We start from the raw sequence: 22978 nt of genomic DNA on the forward strand, positions 1-22978 counted from the left end.
GACTTTAGTATGAACCATTATAATACAACTTTTTCATCGTTGTACAATTCCGGGATCGGGCTTTAATCGGCTTATCCGCCTGCCCTGTATATAAAACAGTCTCTTCGTAGTATACCCTTTCTTTCTGTTCTGAAAAAGGAAAAGATGTCCTCCATAAAAAAACCCCATTATAAAAATGGGGTTTATACGGATTCTTTATTCATTTGGATATCAAACGGTTTTTGTTCTGAAGGAGGGTCAACCAATATGACGTCAAGCACTTCCTGGAACGTTTTTACCGCTTTAATGGTGATTCCGTCTATTCGTTTCAGAATGGACTGCTGATTTTCATATGGGATAATGACCGTTTTTGCTCCGGCCTGTTTTGCGGCTTTAATTTTCGGAATGACGCCGCCGATCGGTTTGACAAGCCCCGTCAGGCTGATTTCTCCCGTCATCGCCACCGTATGGTCGATCGGGATGCGGTGAATCGCGGAAAAAATCCCCGCGGCCATCGCGATACCTGCTGAAGGTCCGTCAATCGGGCCTCCGCCCGGAAAATTGACGTGAATGTCATAGTCTGAAGGTTTGATGCCCATTGTGCGCAGAACCGTCAGAACATTTTCCACAGATCCCTTCGCCATGCTTTTGCGGCGGATCGACTTCGATTGGCTGCCGATGCTTTCTTCCTCTGCAATTCCCGTGATATTCAGGCTTCCTTTGTCCTGCGCAGGTGTGACATTCACTTCGATTTCCAGCAATGCGCCGCTGTTCGGCCCGTAGACGGCAAGTCCGTTCACGATGCCGACTTGCGGTTCATCGGCGATTTTCTGCTCATTTTTAGGTGTAAGCTGACTGGAATGAACAACCCATTCTATATCTTCTGTCGTAATTTCTTTTCTGTCCTCAGTCACCGCCATGCCGGCGGCGATCTGGATCATATTGACGGCTTCACGTCCGTTTCTCGTATATGTGGTCAGCACACTGAGAGCTTCGTCAGAAATCTCTTTCTGAATTTTGTCGGCTGCTTTTTTCGCAACGATTTTAAGTTCATCCTTTTCCAGCTCGCGGAAAAATACTTCAAGACAGCGCGAACGGATGGCCGGCGGAATTTCATTCGGCATTCTCGTTGTCGCTCCGATCAAACGGAAATCTGCCGGAAGCCCATTTTGAAAAATATCATGAATGTGATTCGGTATTTGCGTATTTTCTTCACTGTAATACGCACTGTCTAAAAATACTTTTCGATCTTCAAGCACCTTCAGCATTTTATTCATCTGAATCGGGTGAAGCTCGCCGATTTCATCAATAAACAATACCCCTCCGTGAGCATGGGTCACAGCCCCCTGTTTCGGCTGCGGAATGCCTGCTTGGCCCATCGCACCCGCTCCCTGATAAATCGGATCATGCACTGAACCGATAAGCGGATCGGCAATCCCCCGTTCATCAAACCGCGCGGTCGTCGCATCAAGTTCAACAAATACAGCCTGCTTTTGAAACGGTGACTGTTTATGTTTTTTCGCTTCTTCCAATACCAGCCGCGCCGCAGCCGTTTTTCCGACTCCCGGAGGACCGTAAATAATGACGTGCTGCGGGTTCGGTCCGCAAAGCGCTGCTTTTAACGCTTTAATTCCGTCTTCCTGGCCGACAATGTCCTGAAAGCTTTTCGGCCGCACCTTTTCTGATAAAGGTTCTGATAAACTGATGGCGCGCATTTTGCGCAGCTGTTCCATTTCTTTTTTTGATTCTTTATCTATCGTCACTTTTTGTGTACGCTGGTTTTTGAGCAGATTCCAAAAATATAATCCGATGACTATCCCGAAAAACAGCTGTACAAATAATGCGATCCCTGTCCAACTCATGCTGGTCCCTCCTGAAAAAACGATTTATGTATCCAATTCATTCCTCTGTCCGCTAGTATCTCCCAGCAAAGCCCGGAATAAACATTTTCAGAAGGGTCAGGACAAGAAAAAAACCTCCTGATCAATTCGAGTCAGGAGGTTTTGTCATGTTATGCTGATGTTTTATCTTGGCCGACAACTGTGCCGTCTTTTAATACAAGACGCGGTGCTTCACCGTCTGCGACTGTCGCTCCGGTAATGACACATTTTTCAATATCATCGCGGGACGGCAGATCAAACATGACGTCAAGCATGATGCCTTCAATGATAGAACGCAGGCCGCGTGCGCCTGTTTTACGCTCGATCGCTTTTTTCGCAATTTCAGATAATGCCTCGTCTTCAAATTCAAGCTCGACATCATCAAGTTCTAACATTTTCTTGTATTGTTTGACGAGTGCGTTTTTCGGTTTAGTCAGAATTTCAACCAGTGCCGTTTCGTCAAGCTGCTCAAGGCTTGCAATGACAGGAAGACGGCCGATGAATTCAGGAATCAGACCGAAACGGAGCAAGTCTTCCGGAAGAACTTTAGAAAGCAGTTCTTCTTTTTCCAGGTCTGCCGCTTTATTATCAGAGCCGAAGCCGATGACTTTTTGTCCGAGACGGCGTTTGATGATTTGTTCGATGCCGTCAAATGCACCGCCGCAAATGAACAGGATGTTCGTCGTATCGATCTGGATGAATTCCTGATGAGGATGTTTGCGTCCTCCTTGAGGCGGCACGCTTGCAACCGTTCCTTCAAGAATTTTCAGCAGCGCCTGCTGAACGCCTTCGCCTGATACGTCACGTGTAATGGACGGGTTTTCAGATTTTCGCGCTACTTTATCGATTTCATCGATATAAATAATACCTTTTTCTGCTTTTTCCACATCATAGTCTGCTGCCTGAATCAGCTTGAGGAGGATGTTTTCTACGTCCTCACCGACATATCCGGCTTCAGTCAGAGATGTAGCGTCCGCGATCGCAAACGGCACGTTCAGAATACGCGCAAGCGTCTGGGCAAGAAGTGTTTTCCCGCTTCCAGTCGGTCCGATTAAAGAAATATTACTTTTAGAAAGCTCGACATCATCCACTTTACTGTTGGAGTTGATGCGTTTGTAATGGTTGTATACCGCAACCGCAAGTGATTTCTTCGCCTGATCCTGTCCGATGACATATTCATTCAGAATCTCACGGATTTCCTGCGGCTTCGGAACGTCTTTAAATTCGACTTCTTCTTCCGTACCAAGCTCTTCCTCTACGATTTCTGTACAGAGCTCAATACATTCGTCGCATATATATACGCCCGGTCCTGCAACCAGCTTACGAACCTGATCTTGCGTTTTTCCGCAGAACGAGCATTTCAATTGTCCTTTTTCCTCGTTGAATTTAAACATTCTTTCACCCCTTAATCTTGTCTCACTTTTTCTTTTACCTGAAGGGCAAAAGAAAACGGTTCTTGCTACGATCGAGTATGTATTGCATTTTACCATACTTTCCAGTAAGACGGTAACAATGTGTTTCGCACTTGCACATTCTATATGTATGACGAAAAACAGCCCGGCAATGACTATCTTGCCCCAAGAAAAAGAGTTATATCATAATTGTACAAAACAAGGCACGAATTAATCGCGCCCTGTTTTATTATGTCTATTATTATGAACCATATTAACGGTTTTCTACAAGAAAATCAATTGCTTTTCGAACTTTTAAATCTTCTTTCATCGCGTCAGTTGAACCGATTGCCTGCTTAATGTTTTCAACCGGCATGTTGTAAGCTTCAGCCATTTTAGTCAGCTCAGCTTCAACTTCTTCGTCCGTTACTTCAAGGTTTTCTGCTTGAGCGATCGCTTCAAGAGTCAGGTTTGATTTTACGCGTTTTGCGGCATCTTCTTTCATTTGCTCTTTTAACGCGTTTTCGTCTTGGCCTGAGAATTGAGTGTAAAGCTCAAGGTTCATGCCTTGCATTTGCAGACGCTGTTCGAATTCTTTCAGCATGCGGTCAAGCTCAGTGTCGATCATCGCTTGAGGAACATCAGCTTCAGCGTTTTCAGATGCTTTCAGAACAAGCTCTTCACGCAATTTAGCGTCAGCTTCGTTTTCTTTTGCTTCTTCAAGGCGTTTTTTTGTTTTCTCAGTTAATTCAGCAAGCGTTTCAACTTCTTCGTCAATGTCTTTTGCGAATTCGTCGTTAAGCTCAGGAAGCTCTTTCGCTTTGATTTCATGAATTTTCACTTTGAAAACAGCTGGTTTTCCGGCAAGCTCTTCAGCGTGGTACTCTTCAGGGAATGTTACTTCAACATCCTTTTCAGCGCCTGCTTCAAGGCCTGTTAACTGCTCTTCGAAGCCCGGGATGAATGAACCTGATCCTACTTCAAGTGAGTAGTTCTCAGCTTTTCCGCCTTCAAACGCTTCGCCGTCAACGAAACCTTCGAAGTCAAGAACGACTGTATCGCCGTTTTCAACAGCGCCTTCTTCTTTCACGACAAGCTCAGCCTGACGCTCTTGAAGCGCTTTAAGTTCGTTTTGTACATCTTCGTCAGTAACGGCAGTGTCATCTTTTTCGATTCCTAAGCCTTTGTAGTCGCCAAGTTTCACTTCCGGTTTTACAGTCACTTTTGCAGTGAAAATTAAGCTTTCGCCTTTTTCGATTTTTTCAACATCGATTTCAGGGCGGTCTACAGGCTCAATGCCGGCTTCTTCAACCGCTTTAGGGTATTCTACAGGAAGTAAAATATCTAAAGCATCCTGGTAAAGAGCTTCAACGCCGAAACGCTGTTCGAATAAACCGCGGGGAACTTTCCCTTTGCGGAATCCAGGAATAGAAACCTGTTTTACTACTTTTTTAAATGCATCATCAAGAGCTGTTTTGAACGTATCCGCATCAACTTCAACCGTTAATACGCCTTCGTTGCCTTCTTGTTTTTCCCATTTTACAGACATGTGTTTCCCTCCAAAAATCTATTCAGGTTGTGTCGGTCTTCCATTCTAAAGCAATCCGCGGGTTTGTCAAAGAAAAAACCGCTTTGAATCAGAATCATTATGTAATGAACTGGCAGCCTGTCCAACCGTAATTCTCATTTCAGTTAAACCGCTATACATAAATACAACCACTATATTATAACATAACGCCTACCGCTTTCAACTATATGGTGTGATTTACAAATAAGAAATTTCTTCAATATCCTTAATCATCGTGCAGGCTTCTTCAAGTTCGCGGCTGTCAAACTCGTACATCATATGAAGTTCCTCCGGCTCAATGTCAATGCCGTGCATCTCGTAACCGACCTTATGAAGCGCCGCCGCCCATAAATCTGCGTTCAAAAACTTCGGCATAAAAGGGTGCAGGACGTACAGATGCCTTCTCCACAGCTCCTCGACGGCAGCGTATAATGTAGGGTTTTCATTGCCGAGCGTTTCATCAAGCACCCGGAGAACACGATGCAAAATCGGAGCCGTATCAGGCTGAACCGTTTCACTCGGAACCGCGGTCATTGAATCGCCGAATTTTGTAATATGAACCGGCTTGCTGTAGTCGTGCTCCGCCATCAGCGTCAAAATCATCGTTTTGATAAGCGGATGTGCGCCCGGATCTTGAAGAATCGTTTTTAAGAGACCCGTGTATTTTGCAATATTGCGGTCTTTGAGAGAATGAATCAGATTCATTTGTTCAGCGGGGTTGTTCAGCACTTTTTCCGCATCAAGAATGTCCTCGTATTCCTCCTCCCACGCTTCATCCTGCTGGTCGGGATCGGTCATTTTGCGGCTGAATTCGAGCAGCCGGTAGAATTGCTCCGCACTTTCTGCGGGCAGCTGGTTTTCTTCCAGCACAGCTTCAATTGTGCTTTTGACTTCTTCATATTGTTTCAGCTGAATTAAAATGGTCATGTACACCTGCAGTACGGTGAAATAATGGCCGTACCCTTCATTCAGCATTTTCTCGCAAACTTGTTTTGCTTCTTCCAATTCCCCGAGTTCCAGAAAACAAATCGCCATGCCTAAATGCACGTCGGACTCGGTATCGCCGTGGCTTACCGCCTCTGAAAACAGTTCGAGGGCCTCCTGATACTGTTTATCCTTCATGGCGGCCATCCCTTTATCAACCAAGCGTTCTTTCAGACGGGGGAAAGGAATGATATCAGCTTTTTTCTTGTCATGCGTCATACTTTATTTCCTTTCAGGCGCTATTTTGTTCAAGTGTATCAACACGCGTCAGGAAACACAAGAAAGGATGGTGCGCACGGTAAAAAAAGCCGCCGGACAGATGCCGGGCGGCTTTTTTCAGGCTTGAAGCCATGAACTTCTTTTCGATTCAAACTGCTGAATGTCGTCCTCCAGCAGAAGCGTTAATGAAATTTCATCATAGCCGTTTATCAGCATTTCCTTCCAGTGAGGATCGACTTCAAATGAAATCTCTTTGCCTTCACTGTCGTGAATGAGCTGGTTTTCCAAATCAACCGTCATGTTAAGAGACTGATTTTCATATTGACCGGCGAGTTTTTTCCACTGATCATACGGCATACGGATGGGAAGCATACCGTTTTTAAAACAGTTTTGATGAAAAATATCGGCAAATGACGGAGCAATGATGATTTTGAAGCCGTAATCATCCAGCGCCCAAGGAGCGTGCTCACGGGATGACCCGCAGCCGAAATTCTCTCCGGCAATTAATATGGACGCGCCTTCATAGACTTTGCGGTTTAACTCAAATTCAGGATCAGGCTCACCGTTCTCAAGGTATCTCCAATCAAAAAACGCGAATCTGCCGTATCCGGTTCTTTCAATTCTTTTCAAAAACTGTTTCGGAATAATCTGGTCCGTATCGACGTTGATCCGGTTTAAGACGGCCGCTTTTCCCGTATGCGTTTTTAAAGGTTCCATCTTTTCGCGCACTCCTTACACAACTGTTTTTTCTTGATAAAACTTTCTTACATCGACGAAATGCCCGTGAATGGCTGCCATTGCCGCCATCGCCGGACTGACAAGGTGTGTTCTCGCGCCTTTTCCCTGTCTGCCTTCGAAGTTGCGGTTGGAAGTGGAAGCGCATCGTTCCCCTTCAGGCACGACATCATTGTTCATACTGAGGCACATGCTGCAGCCTGATTCTCTCCATTCAAATCCGGCCTCGAGAAACACGCGGTGCAGCCCTTCTTCCTCGGCCTGCTGTTTCACGCTTTGAGAACCCGGGACCACAATGGCTCTGACGCTGTCAGCGACTTTTCGGCCTTTGATCATATCCGCAGCCTGGCGAAGATCGGTCATCCGCGAATTTGTACAGGAGCCGATAAACACATGCTCGACTTTAATATCTTCAATTTTTTGATTCGGTGAGATTCCCATGTATTCGTACGCGCGGATGGCTTCTTTTTTACCGTCTTCAGAATCAATCGTTTCCCGCGCCGGTATTTGGGCATCGACCGGAAGAACCATACCGGGATTGACGCCCCATGTTACCATTGGAGAAATCTCGCTGCCGTCTAACACGATGGAATGATCGTATACGGCGCCCGGATCGGTTTTTAACGCTTTCCATTCTGCGGCGGCTTTTTCAAATTCCTCGCCTTTTGGCGCGTATTTACGGTTTTTACAATATTCAATCGTCGTGTCATCCGGAGCGATCAGTCCCGCCCGTGCTCCCGCTTCTATTGACATATTGCAGACCGTCATGCGTTCGTCCATAGACATGTTTCTGAATACTTCCCCGGTGTATTCAATGACATATCCGGTACCGAATTTCACCCCGTATTTTCCGATGACCGACAAGATGACATCCTTCGCGGTCACTCCTTTTTGGAGCGTTCCGTCAACACGGATTTCAAGCGTTTTCGGCCGCTGCTGCCATAGTGTCTGAGTGGAAAGAACATGTTCCACCTCACTTGTGCCGATACCGAAGGCAAGCGCTCCAAACGCGCCGTGAGTCGATGTATGGCTGTCTCCGCAAACGATCGTTTTTCCCGGAAGTGTCAGACCAAGCTCAGGCCCGACCACGTGAACGATTCCCTGGTCTGCGCTGTGAAGATCCGCAAGACGGACGCCGAACTCCTCACAATTCCGTTCAAGCGCGGTTACTTGGCGCTTTGCAACTTCATCTTTAATGTCAAAACGGTTGACGGTCGGAATATTGTGGTCCATCGTCGCGAATGTATTCTGCGGCCGTCTGACCTTTCTTCCCTTCTGCCTTAACCCTTCGAACGCCTGAGGAGACGTCACCTCATGAATTAGGTGCAGATCAATATAGAGAAGGTCGGGTTTTCCTTCACCGCTTTTTACAACATGCCGATCCCAAATCTTTTCGATGATTGTTCGAGGCATCATCTTTGTTTCCTCCCTCTACCTATGAACTAAGACCGCTTTCTTTAAAGCGTCACACTATAGATTTTGTATTCGAGCCGGCTAATGCGGCTTTTACTTTTTCAGTAATGTCATGCGTTCCGGCATATTGGCCGTCCCGGGCGATATCACGTGTACGGCTGCCATCTGCAAGCACCTTTGCGACCGCTTTTTCCACCGCCTGCGCTTCGTTTTCAAGCCCGAAAGATGTTCTCAAAAGCATCGCCGCTGATAAAATCGCCGCAAACGGATTGGCCATCCCTTTACCGGCGATGTCAGGCGCAGATCCATGCACGGGTTCAAACAAGTGAAGACCTGAACTTGATAAACTGGCTGACGGCAGCATGCCGAGCGAGCCTGTCAGCATGGAGGCTTCATCGCTTAAAATATCGCCGAACATATTCTCAGTTACGATGACGTCAAATTGGCTCGGAGCGTAGATGAGCTGCATCGCGGCATTATCGACAAGCATATGTTCAAGCGTCACATCAGGAAATTCTTTTGCGATTTCATCCGCTGTTTCACGCCACAGCCTGCTTGAAGAAAGCACATTCGCCTTATCAACGGACGTCACTTTTCCTTTTCTGCCGGCAGCCATCTTAAAAGCTTCTCTGACAACGCGTGCGATTTCTTCTTTCTTATAAAAAAGGGTATCGACCGCTTCCTTTTCTCCCGCTTCATTGACATACTGTCTGCTCGGTTCTCCAAAGTAGAGGCCGCCCGTCAGTTCCCTGACGATTACAAAGTCGACGCCGCTGATATACTCTTTTTTCAGCGGAGACGCCTCAGACAAGCTTTCAAATACGGTCACGGGACGCAGATTGGCAAACAGGCCGAGTTTTTTTCTGATGCCGAGTAGGCCTTTTTCCGGTCTGAGCTCCGGAGGATTTTGGTCCCATTTCGGCCCGCCGACTGCCCCGAGCAGGATGGCGCCGGATCTTTCACAAAGAGCCACCGTCTCCTCAGGAAGGGGGTTTTGATGGGCGTCAATAGCCGCTCCCCCGATCAGCCCGTTTTCAAATTCAAATTCATGTCCGAATTGTTCGGCAACGCTTCTCAATACATCTGCCGCTGATTCCGCCACTTCCGGTCCGATTCCGTCACCGGGCAGCAAAGCAATGCGTTTTTTCAAATCAAACGTTCTCCTTTCTATTACGAGCCGACCGCAGTCTGTCTCTTTAATCCGTCTAAATTGCTATCCAGCACCAGCTGCCGGTTCACGGCGTTCAGATAAGCTTTAGCAGAAGCTTCCAGAACATCCTGCGCGATTCCCCGCCCTGATGTTTCTTTTCCGTTCACGGTCACTCTGACAAAAACTTGAGCCAGCGCGTCTTCGCCTTTCCGGTTGGATTGGATGCGGTAGTCTGTCAGTTCAATATTTTTATCGATGCAGCGCCCGAGCGTATTATAAACGGCTTCTACGCTGCCCGCCCCCGTTGCCGCCTCTTGAATCAGCTGTTCGTTTTCCTGATTTTTTAAAGAGACTGTTGCAGTCGGCACCTGAGACGTCCCGTAATGCACTTGCAGAGACAAAAATTCATAGCCGATTTTTTTGTCTGTCACTTTTTCTTCTAAAATAAGAGAAATCAAGTCATCATCGGTGATTTCTTTTTTCTTTTCGGTCAGTTCTTTAAACATCGTAAAAAATTTATTGATTTCCTCACTATCAAACTGGAATCCAAGCGAATTCAGGCGGTCTTTGAACGCATGGCGTCCGGAATGCTTTCCGAGTACGAGCGCATCAGCAGTCACGCCGACAAGTTCCGGTGAAATGATTTCATATGTTGATTTTTCTTTCAGGAAACCGTCTTGGTGAATGCCGGACTCATGTGCGAAAGCGTTATCTCCGACGATTGCTTTGTTGCGGGGAACGGCCATGCCCGTCAGTTTGCTGACAAGATCACTCGTCCGCTTCAATTCATGAAGATTAAGAGATGAATCGGCTTGATGCGCGTCATTTCTGACATGAAGCGCAACGGCGATTTCCTCTAGCGCGGCATTCCCGGCTCTTTCTCCTATGCCGTTAATGGCGCATTCAATTTGATCAGCGCCGTTCTCAATTGCCGAAAGCGAGTTGGCAACCGCCATTCCGAGATCATCGTGGCAATGGGCTGAAAGCTTTACCCGGCTGATATTCGGAACGTGTTCCTTCATATATTTAAAGATGTTTCCGTATTCATCCGGCGTCAGGTAACCTACAGTGTCCGGCAGGTTGATGACGCTCGCGCCGGCATCAATCACTTCTTCAACGATTTCAGCCAGAAACGGAAGTTCGGTGCGGCATGCGTCTTCTGCTGACCATTGAACGATCGGAAAGCGTTCTTTTGCATACTTCACCATTTCAACCGCTTTTTCCTTAACCTCTTCCCGCGTCATTTTCAGCTTATGCTTCAGATGAATGTCAGAGGTGGCGATAAAGATGTGAATCCGCGGGCTGGCCCCGTCTTTCAGCGCTTCCCAGGCTGCGTCGATGTCACCTTTGACAGATCGGGCAAGCCCTGTTACCGAACAATTTTTAATCGTTTTTGCGATTTCCTGCACGGCTAAAAAATCACCTCGGGATGAAGCGGGAAATCCCGCTTCAATAATGTCCACCCCGAGTCTTTCAAGCTGCTTGGCTATCGCCAGTTTCTCCCGGGAATTGAGGTTGACCCCGGGGGATTGTTCACCGTCACGAAGGGTCGTGTCGAAAACATTAATTTTGCGCAACGGAGACCACCGCTTCCTTCTTTTTGCCTTGTTTGACAAACGGCATCATTTCACGGAGCTGTCTGCCGACCTTTTCAATCTGATGCTCGTTTTCACTTGCATTGATCGCATTGAAGCGAGGACGGTTCACTTGGTTTTCCACGATCCATTCTTTCGCGAATGTACCGTTTTGAATATCCGTTAATACTTGTTTCATCGATTCTTTTACCTTTGCATCGACTACGCGCGGCCCTGAGACAAAATCTCCCCATTGAGCCGTATCAGAGATAGAGTATCTCATGCCCGCCAATCCTTCTTCATACATCAAGTCTACGATCAACTTCAGTTCGTGCAGACACTCGAAGTATGCGAGTTCAGGCTGGTAGCCGGCTTCTGTCAGCGTTTCAAAACCCGCTTTGACAAGCGCCGTTAAACCTCCGCACAGAACGGCCTGCTCACCGAACAAATCCGTTTCCGTTTCTTCCTTAAATGTTGTTTCAAGAACGCCCGCACGCGCTCCGCCGATTCCTTTTGCATAAGCAAGAGCCGTATCTTTCGCTTCGCCTGATACATCCTGGTAGATGGCAAACAATGCCGGTACGCCCGCGCCTTGTTCATATGTTCTTCTGACAAGGTGTCCAGGCCCTTTAGGGGCGACAAGGAATACATCCACATCAGCAGGAGGCACGATCTGATGGAAATGGACGTTAAATCCGTGTGCGAATACTAATGACTTGCCCGCCGTCAATTCATCTTTGATTTCAGCTTCATATACTTTTTGCTGCTGTTCATCCGGAAGAAGAACCATAATGATATCAGCCTGGGCAGCCGCTTCTCTTACCGAAAAGACTTGATGACCGTCTTCTTGGGCCTGTGTAAATGATTTTCCTTGTCTGACGCCGACAATGACATCAATTCCGCTTTCTTTTAAGTTCAGCGCATGTGCGTGACCTTGTGAACCGTAACCGATAATCGCTACTTTTTTACCTGCCAATACGTTCTCTTTGATATCACCGTTATAATATACTTTTACCATTTTAATCTCTCCCTTTTTTGTGTTATACAATTGAAATTGTTTTATTGGATGACGTCTTCTGCTGGGTTCCCCTCGCAAAAGCCGTTGTGCCCGTTCTCGCGATTTCTTTAATGCCGTAAGGTTTGAGAAGCTCTATGAGCGCTTCGATTTTATTAGATTCGCCGGTAACCTGAACGACGATGCTGTCTCTTGAGACATCAACGACGGAAGCTCTGAACGGCTCAATGATTCCATTGATTTCCGTTCTGGCCGACGGTGCGGAAACAACTTTGATTAATGCCAGCTCACGCTGTACAATCGATTGGTTTGTAATATCCGTCACTTTCAGGACGTCAATTTGTTTGTTAAGCTGCTTTGTCAGCTGCTCTACGTCATTTTCGCCTTCCACATGGACGACAAATGTAATCCTTGAAACACCGCTTGTTTCCGTGTGGCCTACAGTGATGCTTTCGATATTATAGTGTCTTTTTGTAAACAGGCCGGTGATCCGGTTTAATACTCCCGAGCGGTTGACCACCGTTAATGTGATAATGCGTTTCAAGGTTTCACCCCCACCATTTCATGAAGTCCTTTACCCGGCGCAATCATCGGGAATACTTTCTCGCTTTTGGCGACCCGGACGTCAATAACGGCCGGTTCTTTTGATGAAAGCGCCTTTTTAAACTCTTCTTCCGCCTCTTCCTCCGATGAAATCCGGACGCCTTTAATGCCGTAGGCTTCTGACAATTTGACAAAGTCAGGCTGCGCCGAGAATTTGGATTCAGAATAGCGCTCTTCATAGAAGATTTCCTGCCACTGTCTGACCATGCCCAGACATTCGTTGTTCAAGATAACCACTTTGACAGGAAGATTCAGCTGCCGGATGACATCTAATTCCTGAAGGGTCATCTGAAAACCGCCGTCTCCGAGGATGGCAACGACCGTGGCGTTACGATCGGCCAGCTGCGCTCCGATAGCCGCCGGAAGGCCGAAGCCCATTGTGCCGAGTCCCCCCGAGGTAACCCACTTATCAGCCTTTCGGAAAGGATAAAACTGAGCCGCCCACATCTGGTGCTGGCCGACATCCGTCGCCACAATCGCCTCTCCGTTTGTGAATTGGTGAATATACTCAATCAGCTTTTGGGGTTTCAAGCCCTCTTCTCTGTTGTCTGTATACCAAAGCGGATATTCTTCTTTCCATTCTGAAAGCTGCTGTTCCCATTCCTCTGTCTGTCCCTGTTTTCCGTTTTGCTTCAATAATTCCTGAAGGACGATTTTACTGTCGCCGACCACCGGAATCTGCGTTTCGATAATTTTTCCGATTTCAGCAGGATCAATATCGATATGCGCTACTTTGGCCGTTTTTGCAAAATGCTTCAGATTTCCGGTCACGCGATCATCGAACCGCGCTCCGATGCTGATCAACAAGTCACAGTGGTAAAGCGCCATATTCGCTGTGTATGTGCCGTGCATCCCCGCCATTCCCAGAAAAAGAGGATGGTCTGCCGGGAAACCGCCCAGACCGAGGAGCGTGTGCGCTACCGGAATTTGCTGCTGTTCGGCATAATTTTTTAAATCTTCTGAAGCTTTACCGTGCAAAACACCCGCTCCGGCTAAAATAACCGGCTTTTTCGCACTACTGACAGCTTCCACGAGCTTTCGGATCTGCAGATAGTTAGGCTCTTTTACAGGCTGATAACCCGGAAGGCTGATCTCGTGATCATATCTGAACTCTCCTTCAAATGCTGCGACATCCTTCGGTATATCAATTAATACCGGGCCCGGTCTTCCCGTCGTGGCGATATGGAACGCCTCTTTAATCACACGGGGGAGATCTTCCGGACGGCGGACTTGGTAGCTGTGTTTCGTAATCGGCATCGTAATTCCTAAAATGTCGGCTTCCTGGAAAGCGTCGCTGCCGATGACCGAAGTGGCCACCTGACCGGTAAACACTACGAGCGGCAATGAATCAATCATCGCATCCGCAAGACCGGTAACTAAATTTGTCGCTCCGGGTCCGGAGGTAGCAATCACAACCCCCGGCTTTCCGGAGACTCTCGCATACCCTTCAGCCGCATGAATCGCGCCTTGCTCGTGGCGGGGCAGGATGTGAACCAATCCTGATTGATACAGTTTATCGTAAATCGGAAGGACGGCTCCCCCCGGATAGCCGAAGATCATCTCGACATTTTCTTTCTTTAATGATTCAATCAGCATCAGAGCCCCGTTCATTGTTTTTGTACATTCGGCAGACAAAGAATCCGCCTGTACATTTGTACCCATTTTCAGTTCCTCCTTTTCAATGTTCCCTTCTAAAATCCAATTCATAAAACGCAGCGCCGGCTGACGCAAATAAAAAAGCCTTCCCACCCACATTCAGCCAAGCATTTCATGCGATAGCCAAAAGGGGCGAAAAGGCTTTGCTTTCCGCGGTACCACCCTTGTTTACGGTCATATGCAGACCGTCTCATGGATAATGATTATCCGTTTTGATAACGAGTAAACATTGTGTTCACTCGGCCGAGTCCTACTCTTTACATTTCAGACCGGCACTCTGAGGGGAGTTCACTTTGATTTGTTTTACCGGCTCTCAGCGTTACCGGCTCTCTGTGAAAAACTTCAGCAAAGCTACTTATCCTCTTCTGCGCTTTTTATTATGGCAGCTCTTTTATTAAAAAAGAACCTTCACTTGTTTGTTTTTTCAGTGTTTTATGATTTTTCTTTTTAGCGTGAATCATTTATTTATTTATTTTTGTTTGAACTCATATTACGCCCGTTTGCAGACAGTGTCAACAGCATTTTTATAATTATTAGACAATTTAGATTAATCAATCTATTTTGTATACGCTTTCATTACTGGTACAAAGGGATCTGTAAATGTTAAAAGTTTTTATCATTTTTTTATTAATCTCTCAAGATTACATGAAATTTTTCCGTTCATATACGAATATGTCACATTTTATTACACAATTTTTCTCTGTCCTTCCGGCATGCTTGTCAGATATTCCGTTCGATTGAACAGGCTCTTTCTACAGACATACGCATACACTGTTCTTATCTCGTAAGAAATGAGTGATGTCATGAATAAGATGTTATCAGGCATGCAGGGCCTGCCTCCTGGATTTCCGCCTTTACCGGTCTTACCGCCGCAGTCTTACTATCCTCCGGCCCCGATGCATACAGCACCAAATCAAGGCGGCCCTTCTTTTCAGCAGGGATTCCCGTCATCCGGATACGGACAGCAGACCCCGCAAAGCACGCTGTCATTCGCCGGGCAGCAATTCGTTCCGTACCCTTATACAACCGGGTACTACGGCCAATCCTTCAGTGACGTCGGCGGAAGCCTCGGCGCCGGGGCGCATCCCGGCGCGCTCGGGGGCGGTTTCAGCGGCCATGCCGGGGGCTTCAGCGCTCCGAGCGGATTCAGATGATACAAAAACCGGCCTCCCACGGCCGGTTTCTTTTCTTATTCACAGAGTATAACGGTCATTCCATTGATTCATTTCCTGCTCCGTATAGTAATCAGCCCTTGAAACCTCAACAATGATTAAACCGCATTGAGTGATTAAAAATTGCTTCAGTTCCTCAAACAGCTCGTCTTTTCCGCAAAAGATCGTTTCTATATTGTGATTTTTATATGCAAATGCGTACTTCAAAAGCTAATTCCTCCTGCTGTCTTTCTATCATTCATTGACAAAATGTATGATAGAAATTAGATAATTTATCACTCAAGGGCGCCTTAAGTATCTTTATACATATATTTATTACGATAAATATTACATTAAGTTTCATTTATATTAAAATTACTTTACAATTTTCATCAAATACGGAACTTTTGTTTCGTAAAATAAAAAATAAAATACAAAAAAACCTCAAACCCATTGTCAGGGCTTGAGGTTTTTTATACGTCCCAGGAGAGATTCGAACTCCCGACCGACGGCTTAGAAGGCCGTTGCTCTATCCGGCCTCCCCCCTTTATATATCGCTATTCGTTCACGTTCATGTATAACGGTCACTTTCCGAACTTTGACCGATTGACTTAATTTCTTATTATATTTACTTATGCTTTACAATTCAAGCATTCATATAGTGGAAAACAACCCTATTGAAAAGGTAATACAGTTAAATCTGCTATGTTAAAAGGTAAAGGTATTTATTTAAAGGAGTGGTTTCATGAGAGATAACAAAGAATGTTGTCCCTATTGCGATGCTGATGCAACCCACGATAATACCTGTAACACCAAGTAAGCTATGAAAGAACCGATGAGTCATTGTGTATACAACAATGGCATATCCATTTCAACAATATGTACTTTAATGCTCTGTGTGATATCTTTCCACTCGTTTAAAATCATCTCTTTGTTACGACCTAGCCTATCTAATGTATGTATAACGTATCTCCTTTTCGCAAACGCAATTTCAAAGCTTGGTATTGAGGTCTATTGAAGTCTTACACGCTTTGCTTATCGATATGAATATCACGCTCATCAATTCCAGGAGCATACACACTATTCAGTTGTCGTGCTTCATTTTGGTCTTTGCTGCTTACTCTAACGTATCCAAATTCTTTGTTGTCCATAATTGATTCCACCTTGAGGCAGCGGTATCTTTTCTTTGATATCACTTATAAGTCTCCACCTCTGCTATCGATACCATTATCGAACTTGAATAGGGTTTCACTGCAATTCTTATTACTTTATCATGCTAAATCATATTGATAATGTGGGTCGTGTCGGAAATTTACCGATTGTCAGTTTGTGAATGAGAGTGGTTCTGTATCAAACCAATACCACAACTTGGCATGTATACAACCATAAAAGACACCCAATTAATTTGGATGCCTTCTTTTGTAACTATTTTACTTGTTCTCGTAGCACTTCTTTTAACAATTCAATCGCATTTTCTTCACTTGGGTCATTTGTTCCAAGTTCACCTCGGAAGGCTTTTGAGAGGATGGATTGTTTTAAGAGTTCTATACTGTTTTCAAGGAATAGATATTGACTTGCTTCATATTCTTTATCTAGTAAATTCTTTATTTTATCCATTATAACTTCATGTTCTCTTAGCGATGGAACTGGAACTAAAACTTCATTTAGAATTTTTAAATTTATGTTTTTTTGTGCGGTTGCAGGAGCGTAATGTTCTAAATCATTTTTAATCGTGCTTATATAGTAATGGACAAATTCTGAAGACACAATCTCTTCAAACGGAACAAAACCGACAACACTATCTGGAAAGCAACAAGGGAACTTCAAAATAGCTGTATCTGCGATATTAGCTGCAATTGTAATACATACAGTACCTATAGGAAATAATTTACTCTGGTTATAACCAAACTCACTTAATGTTTGAGAGAAATCCTCTACATAGTCACTCGATCTAGCTACATCACCAGTTTGAATAAACGGATATTCCCCTCCAAATAACTTAGGGTCATTTCTAGGTCTATGTTTAGATTTTCCTCTTTGTAATTCTCCTATTTCACCAAGTTTCTTCCATTCCCAACCATGAGGTAGTTTAAAAGGACCTAAATTACCAGATTGTTCTATAAGCTCTAACTTATCACACTGATTTTCTTCTCTCCACTTTCTTGTTAACTCCCCATGAAACGCCTTATCCAAAATTGCCGCTCGACGAAGTTCAAACGTTTTCTTCGCTTCCTCAATCAACTGCTTAGCTTCCTCAATTTTACTTAAAAGACGCTCCACTTTGTCAGCAATCCGTTTTTGTTCATTAAAAGGAGGTAAAACATAAGGAATCAAAGACATTTTTCCTTTATTAATTATTGAAACTGTTGTGGCAGAAGAGCGATTCCAAAGTTCATTTTGGTAAGTTCCATTTAAAACTTGATAATAGTTAAACTTTGGGTTAATCATTTTCTTATTTGGCACAAGTGAATTTATTTGTTGATTAGTTGTACATTCAACAGTACTAAATCCAGCCTTTCCAATAGAACCAATACAACATACCACCGTAGATTCCTTTGGTATAATTCTAGAAACGGCTTTGCCCTTCTCAGTCAAATATTCAGAAGCATGAATAACTTCGCTACCTTGTTCTAAATCTGCTGGCTTCACAAATGGAAAGCCACCACCATAATACTCACTCTGTTTCTTAGCTGGGGTAGAACCTGTAACTATGTCATTTGCTGTTTCAGTTCTTACCCAAACCCAATTCTCAGGTACTTGGAATGGTTGCTCATCCTCTGGTACTAGTGCTTCTTCTAACAATTCCTCAATGGTCTTTTTTTTCTTACTCATTTTATGACCACCTCTTCATCTTCACCAGCACGTAACTCTTCAACTACTTCGCTTAACAAATCCATCGCCTGTTGAAGTTTCACAATCGCTTCTTCTGCTGATGCAATTGGGTCTGGCAAGTTGTCGTATGAAGATAATGATTCATCTGCAATTAATCCAATATCTAAACTATCATCTTTTTTTGCGATATCTTCTCGTGTAAACACATTCCAACGCTCATCTTCTATCTTAGAACGGTCTTCAGTTACATATGCCTTCATGAAGTTTTCAAAATGAGCCATTGTTAGCTGATTACGTTTGCCAAATGAAGTCATATTTGTCCGAAGGTCATATACCCATACATCCTTCGTATTATCTTGGTCTGTTGTGCCTCTTGTAAAGAACAATACATTTGTTTTTACACCTTGAGCATAGAATATCCCTGTTGGTAAGCGTAAAATCGTGTGTAAGTTACATTTGTTCATTAAATCACGACGAATTTGCGAACCAATACCGCTTTCGAACAAGACATTATCAGGTAAGACAACCGCTGCTCTTGCATTTCCATTATCTTTTAAAGCGTTATAAATCAACTGCAAGAAATTCAACTGTTTATTCGATGTTTCAAACGTTAAATCGTCACGGGATACCCGTTCCCCGCCTTTTTTTGTACCGAACGGCGGGTTTGTTAAAATAACATCAAAGTTCTTCATCCATTTCCCGTTACCCGATAAAGTATCGCCTTGTTCCAACCGTCCTTCGATATTATGAAGCAACGCATTCATGAGTGCCAGACGATGCGTATCTTTAACAAGTTCCATACCTACAAAAGCTTCTTTCTTTTGGAACTCGGCTTCTTGTGGTTCTATATCGAAGTAGTCATCTGTTTGATTCTTTAAATATTGGTCTGCAGCAATCATGAAACCGAATGTTCCAGCTGCAGGGTCAGCGCACCGCTCACCGATTTTCGGGTCGATTAATTGAACCATCACATCAATTAATACACGAGGTGTGAAGTATTGCCCCGCTCCTGATTTCTTTTCACTTGCATTCTTCTCTAATAGACCCTCATAAAGATTGCCCAGTCCTTCTTCTTTTGCATTGTACCAATCAAGGGCATCAATAGATTTAATAATCTTCTCTAAGTTTTTCGGCTCAGCAATACTTGTAGAAGCATCACTGTATATTAGACGCAGCCGCTCATTTTCACTGCTTCCTAATTCAAGTAACAATCGCTGATAAAATGTCTTTAATTCCAAACCTTCTTTATCTAACAAATCATCCCATCGATTTCCTTCTGGAATCACACCTTCTGTTTCCTGCTCCTTCATCATTTTGAGGAATAATAAGTAGGTTAACTCTGTTACATATTGCTGATAGGTAATCCCATCATCACGTAACACATTACATAAATTCCATAGTTTTTGAACGATTTCTTGGTTGTTCATTTTTCAGCCTCCTGCTAACTCCGAGTATATTTTAATGTTGGATTCTCATTCAAACCTCATTAAAGTGAAAATAAAAGATAAAGTAACTTATCTATTATAACTGAAAAAGTGCCCCTATGAAGAGGCACATTGTTAACTAATATAAAGGTTCTCATTTATTGTGGTAACAACCGTATCAATATAGTCACCGAACTCCCGCTTCAGCAATTTATAGCCGCCCGGAGTTTTAAATGGTTCTTCCGAGAATGCCTCTTCTGCAGTCGGTGCTAATACAGGCACTTTAAGTAATTGCTTTTCTATTCTCTCTAACCATTTCTTCTGTCTTGGAGTCCAATCATGCAGTGAATACACTTTTTGCATCGCCTGTTTAATACGTGCTTCATGGGCAACTAGCGCTTCACCTAATGCAGCTTGGCGAATAAAGCTAATAATGTCTGCTGCAATGTCTTCATTTTTTGTCTGCTTCCAAGCTATCTGCAAATGCGATTGCTTAAAGCCTTTCGTTTCTAGAATGGTAATAAGTTCTCGTAAATCCTGCCTTGTTAAATCTTTCGGTCGTGTGCAAATAAGATGAAGAGCGGGAATTTCATTAATATTTTCTTGGATAAAACGAACAAAACCTTCTAAATAATCTTCTGGTCTCTTGTTTCCTTCACCATATCCCCGAACCACATCTGTTACTTCATCCTCTTTGTTGGAGATATATCGTTTCTCGCCTTTTACCCGATAGGCTTCCATATATTCAAATAACATGTTGTGCTGTTTTGCTTCTTGTGGCGTATACGTTTGAATTTCTTTCGCCCACTCATCCACATTTTTTCCATTCGACAATTCTTCAAACTTTTGTTTTCCTTCTTCATTCAGCCTTTGCTTGCGACGCTGAATTTTCGCTGCCAATTGGTCACGATAAAACGAAGCTTCATCTTCTGCAGTAGCATTGGCAAGTGATTCATATAGTTCACCGATACTGTAATTTTGTTTCTTTACAACAGGTTTCATCTCCGTATAGTTTTGCAATTTATCGTAGATGCCCACTGCATCGTAAATGTTAAAGTGTGTTTTTCCAATGTCGGGACAAAGACGGGTTGCACGTCCAAGCATTTGGTCATAAAGAATACGAGACTGTATACGCCGTAAGAATACTAGATTTGTTATTGGAGGAACGTCAATGCCTGTGGTGAGTAAATCAACCGTTACAACGACATTTGGCAACCGCTCGTTCTTAAACCTTTTAATGGCATCTAATGGCTTATAGATATAGCCAGTAATTTTCATAATAGCATCATCTTCAATTTCATCGCCACGTTCTTTAAAGGCTTCCTTTAATAACCGAACAACCAAATCTGCGTGTTGGTCAGTGGCTGCAAAGATAAGAGTTTTCTCTTTTCCTGTCGGATCAATGTATTCAACCAGTTTGTTTAGAACCGCCCGATTAAAAGGTTCAGTAATTACCCGTTTATTAAACTGCTCAACCTCAAAATGAATGGTATCTTCCATTTTTTCTAGTTGAATCTCGCCTTTATCAACATCATACACTTCAACTTCTTCGTCTTTTTCAAGAGTAATGCCGACTTGTGAAAGTTCTGTCTTAAACAGATATGGTGGTTCATGGTCAACTAAGTAGCCATCCAGAACCGCTTCACTATAAGAATACTTAAAAATAGGCATACCAAAAATCTCTGTTGTATGAAGAGCTGGTGTTGCAGTAAGTCCTAAACATGCCGCATCAAAATAATCAATTACACGTCGATATTGGCTAATATAATCATTTTGGTCACGGAATTTCAATTCTTCCTCTGACATTTCTTTGTCACTTGTATAGCCACGATGTGCTTCATCTACAATGATGAAATCATACTGCCCGACACTTGGAAGCTTTTCGTTATCGCTATAGAAAAGTCTTCTAACCATTCCCTGCACCGTCGCAATTTGCACCTTCGTTTCAACTTCTGGAGACATGTCTTCTAAAGACTTCACATCGTATATATCAGCAAATGAGTAGCCTTCAATTTTTGTATCCTTAAGTGCATCCTCTGTCTGTTTTCCTAACGAATTACGGTCTACAAGGAAAAGAATACGACGACATTTTTTGGACTTAATTAAGCGATACATGAGGGCGATAGCTGTACGAGTTTTCCCAGTTCCAGTTGCCATTGCAATAAGCATTCTTCGTTGCCCTTCTTTTAATCCCTCTTCAGCGGAAAGTACCGCTCTTTGCTGATAATGACGCAAACCAAACTTCGTAATATCCTCTTCTTCTAACCGTTTATTCGCATCCTTATCATCTTGACTAAGAAGAAGCTGCAAGTCGTCAGGTGAATGCCAGCCTTCTAATGGGCGAGCATGTTCTAACGGTTTACGTGAATCCCAAAACCAGATGCCCGACTCTTCTTGAAGTTGTTTCAAGTATGGTCGGCCGTTCGTTGCGTATAAGAACGGCACCTTATATTCACCTGTTGTAGGTGTGATGACTTCATCTTCGACTTGTACCACATTTTTTGCATACACTTTTGTTTGACTTTCTAATGCGCCAGGAATCGTTTTCTTTTTTGCCTTAGCTTCAATAAAGCCAACAAGCTTTAAGCCAATAAACAACGCATAGTCAATCCTGCCGCCATTGACCTTCCATTCAGCAATTGCCATGTTTCGATTTTTCTCTGGCAGCGTTCCGTTCTTTTGATGATTTAGTACAGTTGTGTCTACTTCCCATCCAACAGCACGTAGTTTTCCATCAATAATCGTACGCGTTTCGGCTTCAGTTAATTGCTGTCGACGCATAAAGTTTTTGGATATTTTTTTACGCTCGATTTTTACCTCTTCTTGTTCCACTTCCGCCTGTCGACGAATTGCCTCTAATTCTTCTTCAAGCTTTTTGACTTTCTCCTCATATTCTCGCTGAAGTGTTTCTGTACTCTGTTCTACTTGTTCTTGAAGTTCTGTATACTCTGGTGCTTGAAAATCCCAATCACCATATACCTCCATGAACCAAATGGACAAGCGGAACGTTAATTGCAACAAAGCCTTTGCTTCTTCTACTTTTCTATAATCCGCTTCATGCATCGCTACATTCCCTTTGCGACGAAGAGCCTCTAATATATCAATTAATTCAGGCTCAAGTAACCTTTCCCGACGCAAAGTGTTAATGCGATCCACTTGCGTTGTACCATATGCCTCTTTAATATTTTCAGCGGCAAGAATAAATTTAGTTAGTGTTTCAGCGAACAATCGCAGTTTCATTACTGTTGTATGGGGGTCATGATATACATTTCTCTCAGCTGTCTCTCCCAAGTTAGCAAGTACATCCCATTTCCCTTGAAAAAATGAAAAGTTGCCACTCATTGTTATCACCGTTTTCCTAAAAGGTTGTTTGTGTCTATTATACTATAATCATGCAAAAATTAG

General features: G+C 43.9%; 16 protein-coding genes, 1 pseudogene and 1 other annotated feature. Of the genes and pseudogenes, 1 reads left to right on the forward strand and 16 read right to left on the reverse strand.

Features of this window, described 5'->3' with window-relative positions; translation table 11 throughout:
• Window positions 1–182 precede the first annotated feature (182 nt).
• From lonB to ilvB, 11 genes are all read right to left on the reverse strand, one after another.
• Window positions 183–1841, reverse strand: coding sequence for an ATP-dependent protease LonB (gene lonB / locus AC1RRX_RS08365; RefSeq protein ID WP_012118116.1), 1659 nt, complete (start codon window positions 1839–1841; stop codon window positions 183–185).
• 149 nt (window positions 1842–1990) lie between these two features.
• Entirely contained in the window at window positions 1991–3253 is a 1263-nt protein-coding gene (gene clpX / locus AC1RRX_RS08370; RefSeq protein ID WP_007408149.1) for an ATP-dependent protease ATP-binding subunit ClpX, read from the reverse strand.
• 271 nt (window positions 3254–3524) lie between these two features.
• Window positions 3525–4799 (reverse strand): trigger factor, encoded by a 1275-nt coding sequence (tig, locus tag AC1RRX_RS08375; RefSeq protein ID WP_003152618.1) that lies wholly within the window; start codon window positions 4797–4799, stop codon window positions 3525–3527.
• Between the two features lie 216 nt (window positions 4800–5015).
• On the reverse strand, window positions 5016–6020 hold the full coding sequence (ddcA, locus tag AC1RRX_RS08380; protein ID WP_144464175.1) for a DNA damage checkpoint antagonist DdcA: 1005 nt from the start codon (window positions 6018–6020) through the stop codon (window positions 5016–5018).
• A gap of 117 nt (window positions 6021–6137) precedes the next feature.
• Complete coding sequence (gene leuD / locus AC1RRX_RS08385) at window positions 6138–6737, reverse strand: 3-isopropylmalate dehydratase small subunit (protein WP_007408146.1); 600 nt, start codon at window positions 6735–6737, stop codon at window positions 6138–6140.
• A gap of 15 nt (window positions 6738–6752) precedes the next feature.
• Window positions 6753–8171, reverse strand: coding sequence for a 3-isopropylmalate dehydratase large subunit (leuC, locus tag AC1RRX_RS08390; RefSeq protein WP_144464177.1), 1419 nt, complete (start codon window positions 8169–8171; stop codon window positions 6753–6755).
• Window positions 8172–8220: 49 nt separating this feature from the next.
• Window positions 8221–9318 carry a 3-isopropylmalate dehydrogenase gene (gene leuB / locus AC1RRX_RS08395; protein WP_042635397.1) on the reverse strand — a complete coding sequence of 366 codons (1098 nt, stop codon included), beginning with the start codon at window positions 9316–9318 and terminating at the stop codon, window positions 8221–8223.
• Window positions 9319–9338: 20 nt separating this feature from the next.
• A complete protein-coding gene (locus AC1RRX_RS08400) occupies window positions 9339–10895 on the reverse strand; it encodes a 2-isopropylmalate synthase (RefSeq protein WP_042635398.1) in 1557 nt (518 codons plus the stop codon).
• The gene (gene ilvC, locus AC1RRX_RS08405) at window positions 10882–11910 is read right to left on the reverse strand and encodes a ketol-acid reductoisomerase (RefSeq protein ID WP_007408142.1); all 1029 of its coding nucleotides are present in this window, start codon (window positions 11908–11910) and stop codon (window positions 10882–10884) included. The genes AC1RRX_RS08400 and ilvC overlap by 14 nt, the downstream gene beginning before the upstream one ends.
• Window positions 11911–11932: 22 nt before the next feature.
• The gene (gene ilvN / locus AC1RRX_RS08410) at window positions 11933–12451 is read right to left on the reverse strand and encodes an acetolactate synthase small subunit (RefSeq protein WP_007408141.1); all 519 of its coding nucleotides are present in this window, start codon (window positions 12449–12451) and stop codon (window positions 11933–11935) included.
• Window positions 12448–14172 (reverse strand): acetolactate synthase large subunit, encoded by a 1725-nt coding sequence (ilvB, locus tag AC1RRX_RS08415; protein WP_144464179.1) that lies wholly within the window; start codon window positions 14170–14172, stop codon window positions 12448–12450. Before ilvB ends, ilvN begins: the two co-directional genes overlap by 4 nt.
• Before the next feature lie 119 nt (window positions 14173–14291).
• Window positions 14292–14543, reverse strand: a binding site (T-box leader).
• Window positions 14544–14969: 426 nt separating this feature from the next.
• Between ilvB and AC1RRX_RS08420 the strand changes: the two genes are divergently transcribed.
• Window positions 14970–15320 carry a DNA helicase gene (locus AC1RRX_RS08420; protein ID WP_164833840.1) on the forward strand — a complete coding sequence of 117 codons (351 nt, stop codon included), beginning with the start codon at window positions 14970–14972 and terminating at the stop codon, window positions 15318–15320.
• Window positions 15321–15359: 39 nt separating this feature from the next.
• Here AC1RRX_RS08420 and AC1RRX_RS08425 read toward each other — a convergent pair whose 3' ends face one another.
• The 5 genes and pseudogenes from AC1RRX_RS08425 to hsdR all read right to left on the reverse strand — a co-directional run bounded on the left by AC1RRX_RS08425 (window position 15360) and on the right by hsdR (window position 22915).
• A complete protein-coding gene (locus AC1RRX_RS08425; protein ID WP_007408136.1) occupies window positions 15360–15545 on the reverse strand; it encodes a hypothetical protein in 186 nt (61 codons plus the stop codon).
• 615 nt (window positions 15546–16160) lie between these two features.
• A pseudogene (locus AC1RRX_RS08430) lies at window positions 16161–16468 on the reverse strand (recombinase family protein); the annotation flags it as partial.
• A gap of 274 nt (window positions 16469–16742) precedes the next feature.
• Complete coding sequence (locus AC1RRX_RS08435) at window positions 16743–18149, reverse strand: restriction endonuclease subunit S (protein ID WP_144464181.1); 1407 nt, start codon at window positions 18147–18149, stop codon at window positions 16743–16745.
• Window positions 18146–19576: a class I SAM-dependent DNA methyltransferase gene (locus AC1RRX_RS08440; RefSeq protein WP_144464183.1), complete on the reverse strand. Its 1431-nt coding sequence runs from the start codon at window positions 19574–19576 to the stop codon at window positions 18146–18148. Before AC1RRX_RS08440 ends, AC1RRX_RS08435 begins: the two co-directional genes overlap by 4 nt.
• 132 nt (window positions 19577–19708) lie before the next feature.
• Window positions 19709–22915 carry a type I restriction-modification system endonuclease gene (gene hsdR / locus AC1RRX_RS08445; RefSeq protein ID WP_144464185.1) on the reverse strand — a complete coding sequence of 1069 codons (3207 nt, stop codon included), beginning with the start codon at window positions 22913–22915 and terminating at the stop codon, window positions 19709–19711.
• Between the last annotated feature and the right edge of the window lie 63 nt (window positions 22916–22978).

Source organism: Bacillus sp. GW821-FHT11D08 (genome assembly GCF_058808515.1).

Bases quoted from the DNA above. Each gene is read 5' to 3' on its own strand.
- lonB (WP_012118116.1), bottom strand. From the start codon at position 1,841: ATGAGTTGGACAGGGATCGCATTATTTGTACAGCTGTTTTTCGGGATA.
- ddcA (WP_144464175.1), bottom strand. From the start codon at position 6,020: ATGACGCATGACAAGAAAAAAGCTGATATCATTCCTTTCCCCCGTCTG.
- leuD (WP_007408146.1), bottom strand. From the start codon at position 6,737: ATGGAACCTTTAAAAACGCATACGGGAAAAGCGGCCGTCTTAAACCGG.
- leuC (WP_144464177.1), bottom strand. From the start codon at position 8,171: ATGATGCCTCGAACAATCATCGAAAAGATTTGGGATCGGCATGTTGTA.
- ilvC (WP_007408142.1), bottom strand. From the start codon at position 11,910: ATGGTAAAAGTATATTATAACGGTGATATCAAAGAGAACGTATTGGCA.
- hsdR (WP_144464185.1), bottom strand. From the start codon at position 22,915: ATGAGTGGCAACTTTTCATTTTTTCAAGGGAAATGGGATGTACTTGCT.
- AC1RRX_RS08420 (WP_164833840.1), top strand. From the start codon at position 14,970: ATGAATAAGATGTTATCAGGCATGCAGGGCCTGCCTCCTGGATTTCCG.
- tig (WP_003152618.1), bottom strand. From the start codon at position 4,799: ATGTCTGTAAAATGGGAAAAACAAGAAGGCAACGAAGGCGTATTAACG.
- clpX (WP_007408149.1), bottom strand. From the start codon at position 3,253: ATGTTTAAATTCAACGAGGAAAAAGGACAATTGAAATGCTCGTTCTGC.
- AC1RRX_RS08440 (WP_144464183.1), bottom strand. From the start codon at position 19,576: ATGAACAACCAAGAAATCGTTCAAAAACTATGGAATTTATGTAATGTG.
- AC1RRX_RS08435 (WP_144464181.1), bottom strand. From the start codon at position 18,149: ATGAGTAAGAAAAAAAAGACCATTGAGGAATTGTTAGAAGAAGCACTA.
- ilvB (WP_144464179.1), bottom strand. From the start codon at position 14,172: ATGGGTACAAATGTACAGGCGGATTCTTTGTCTGCCGAATGTACAAAA.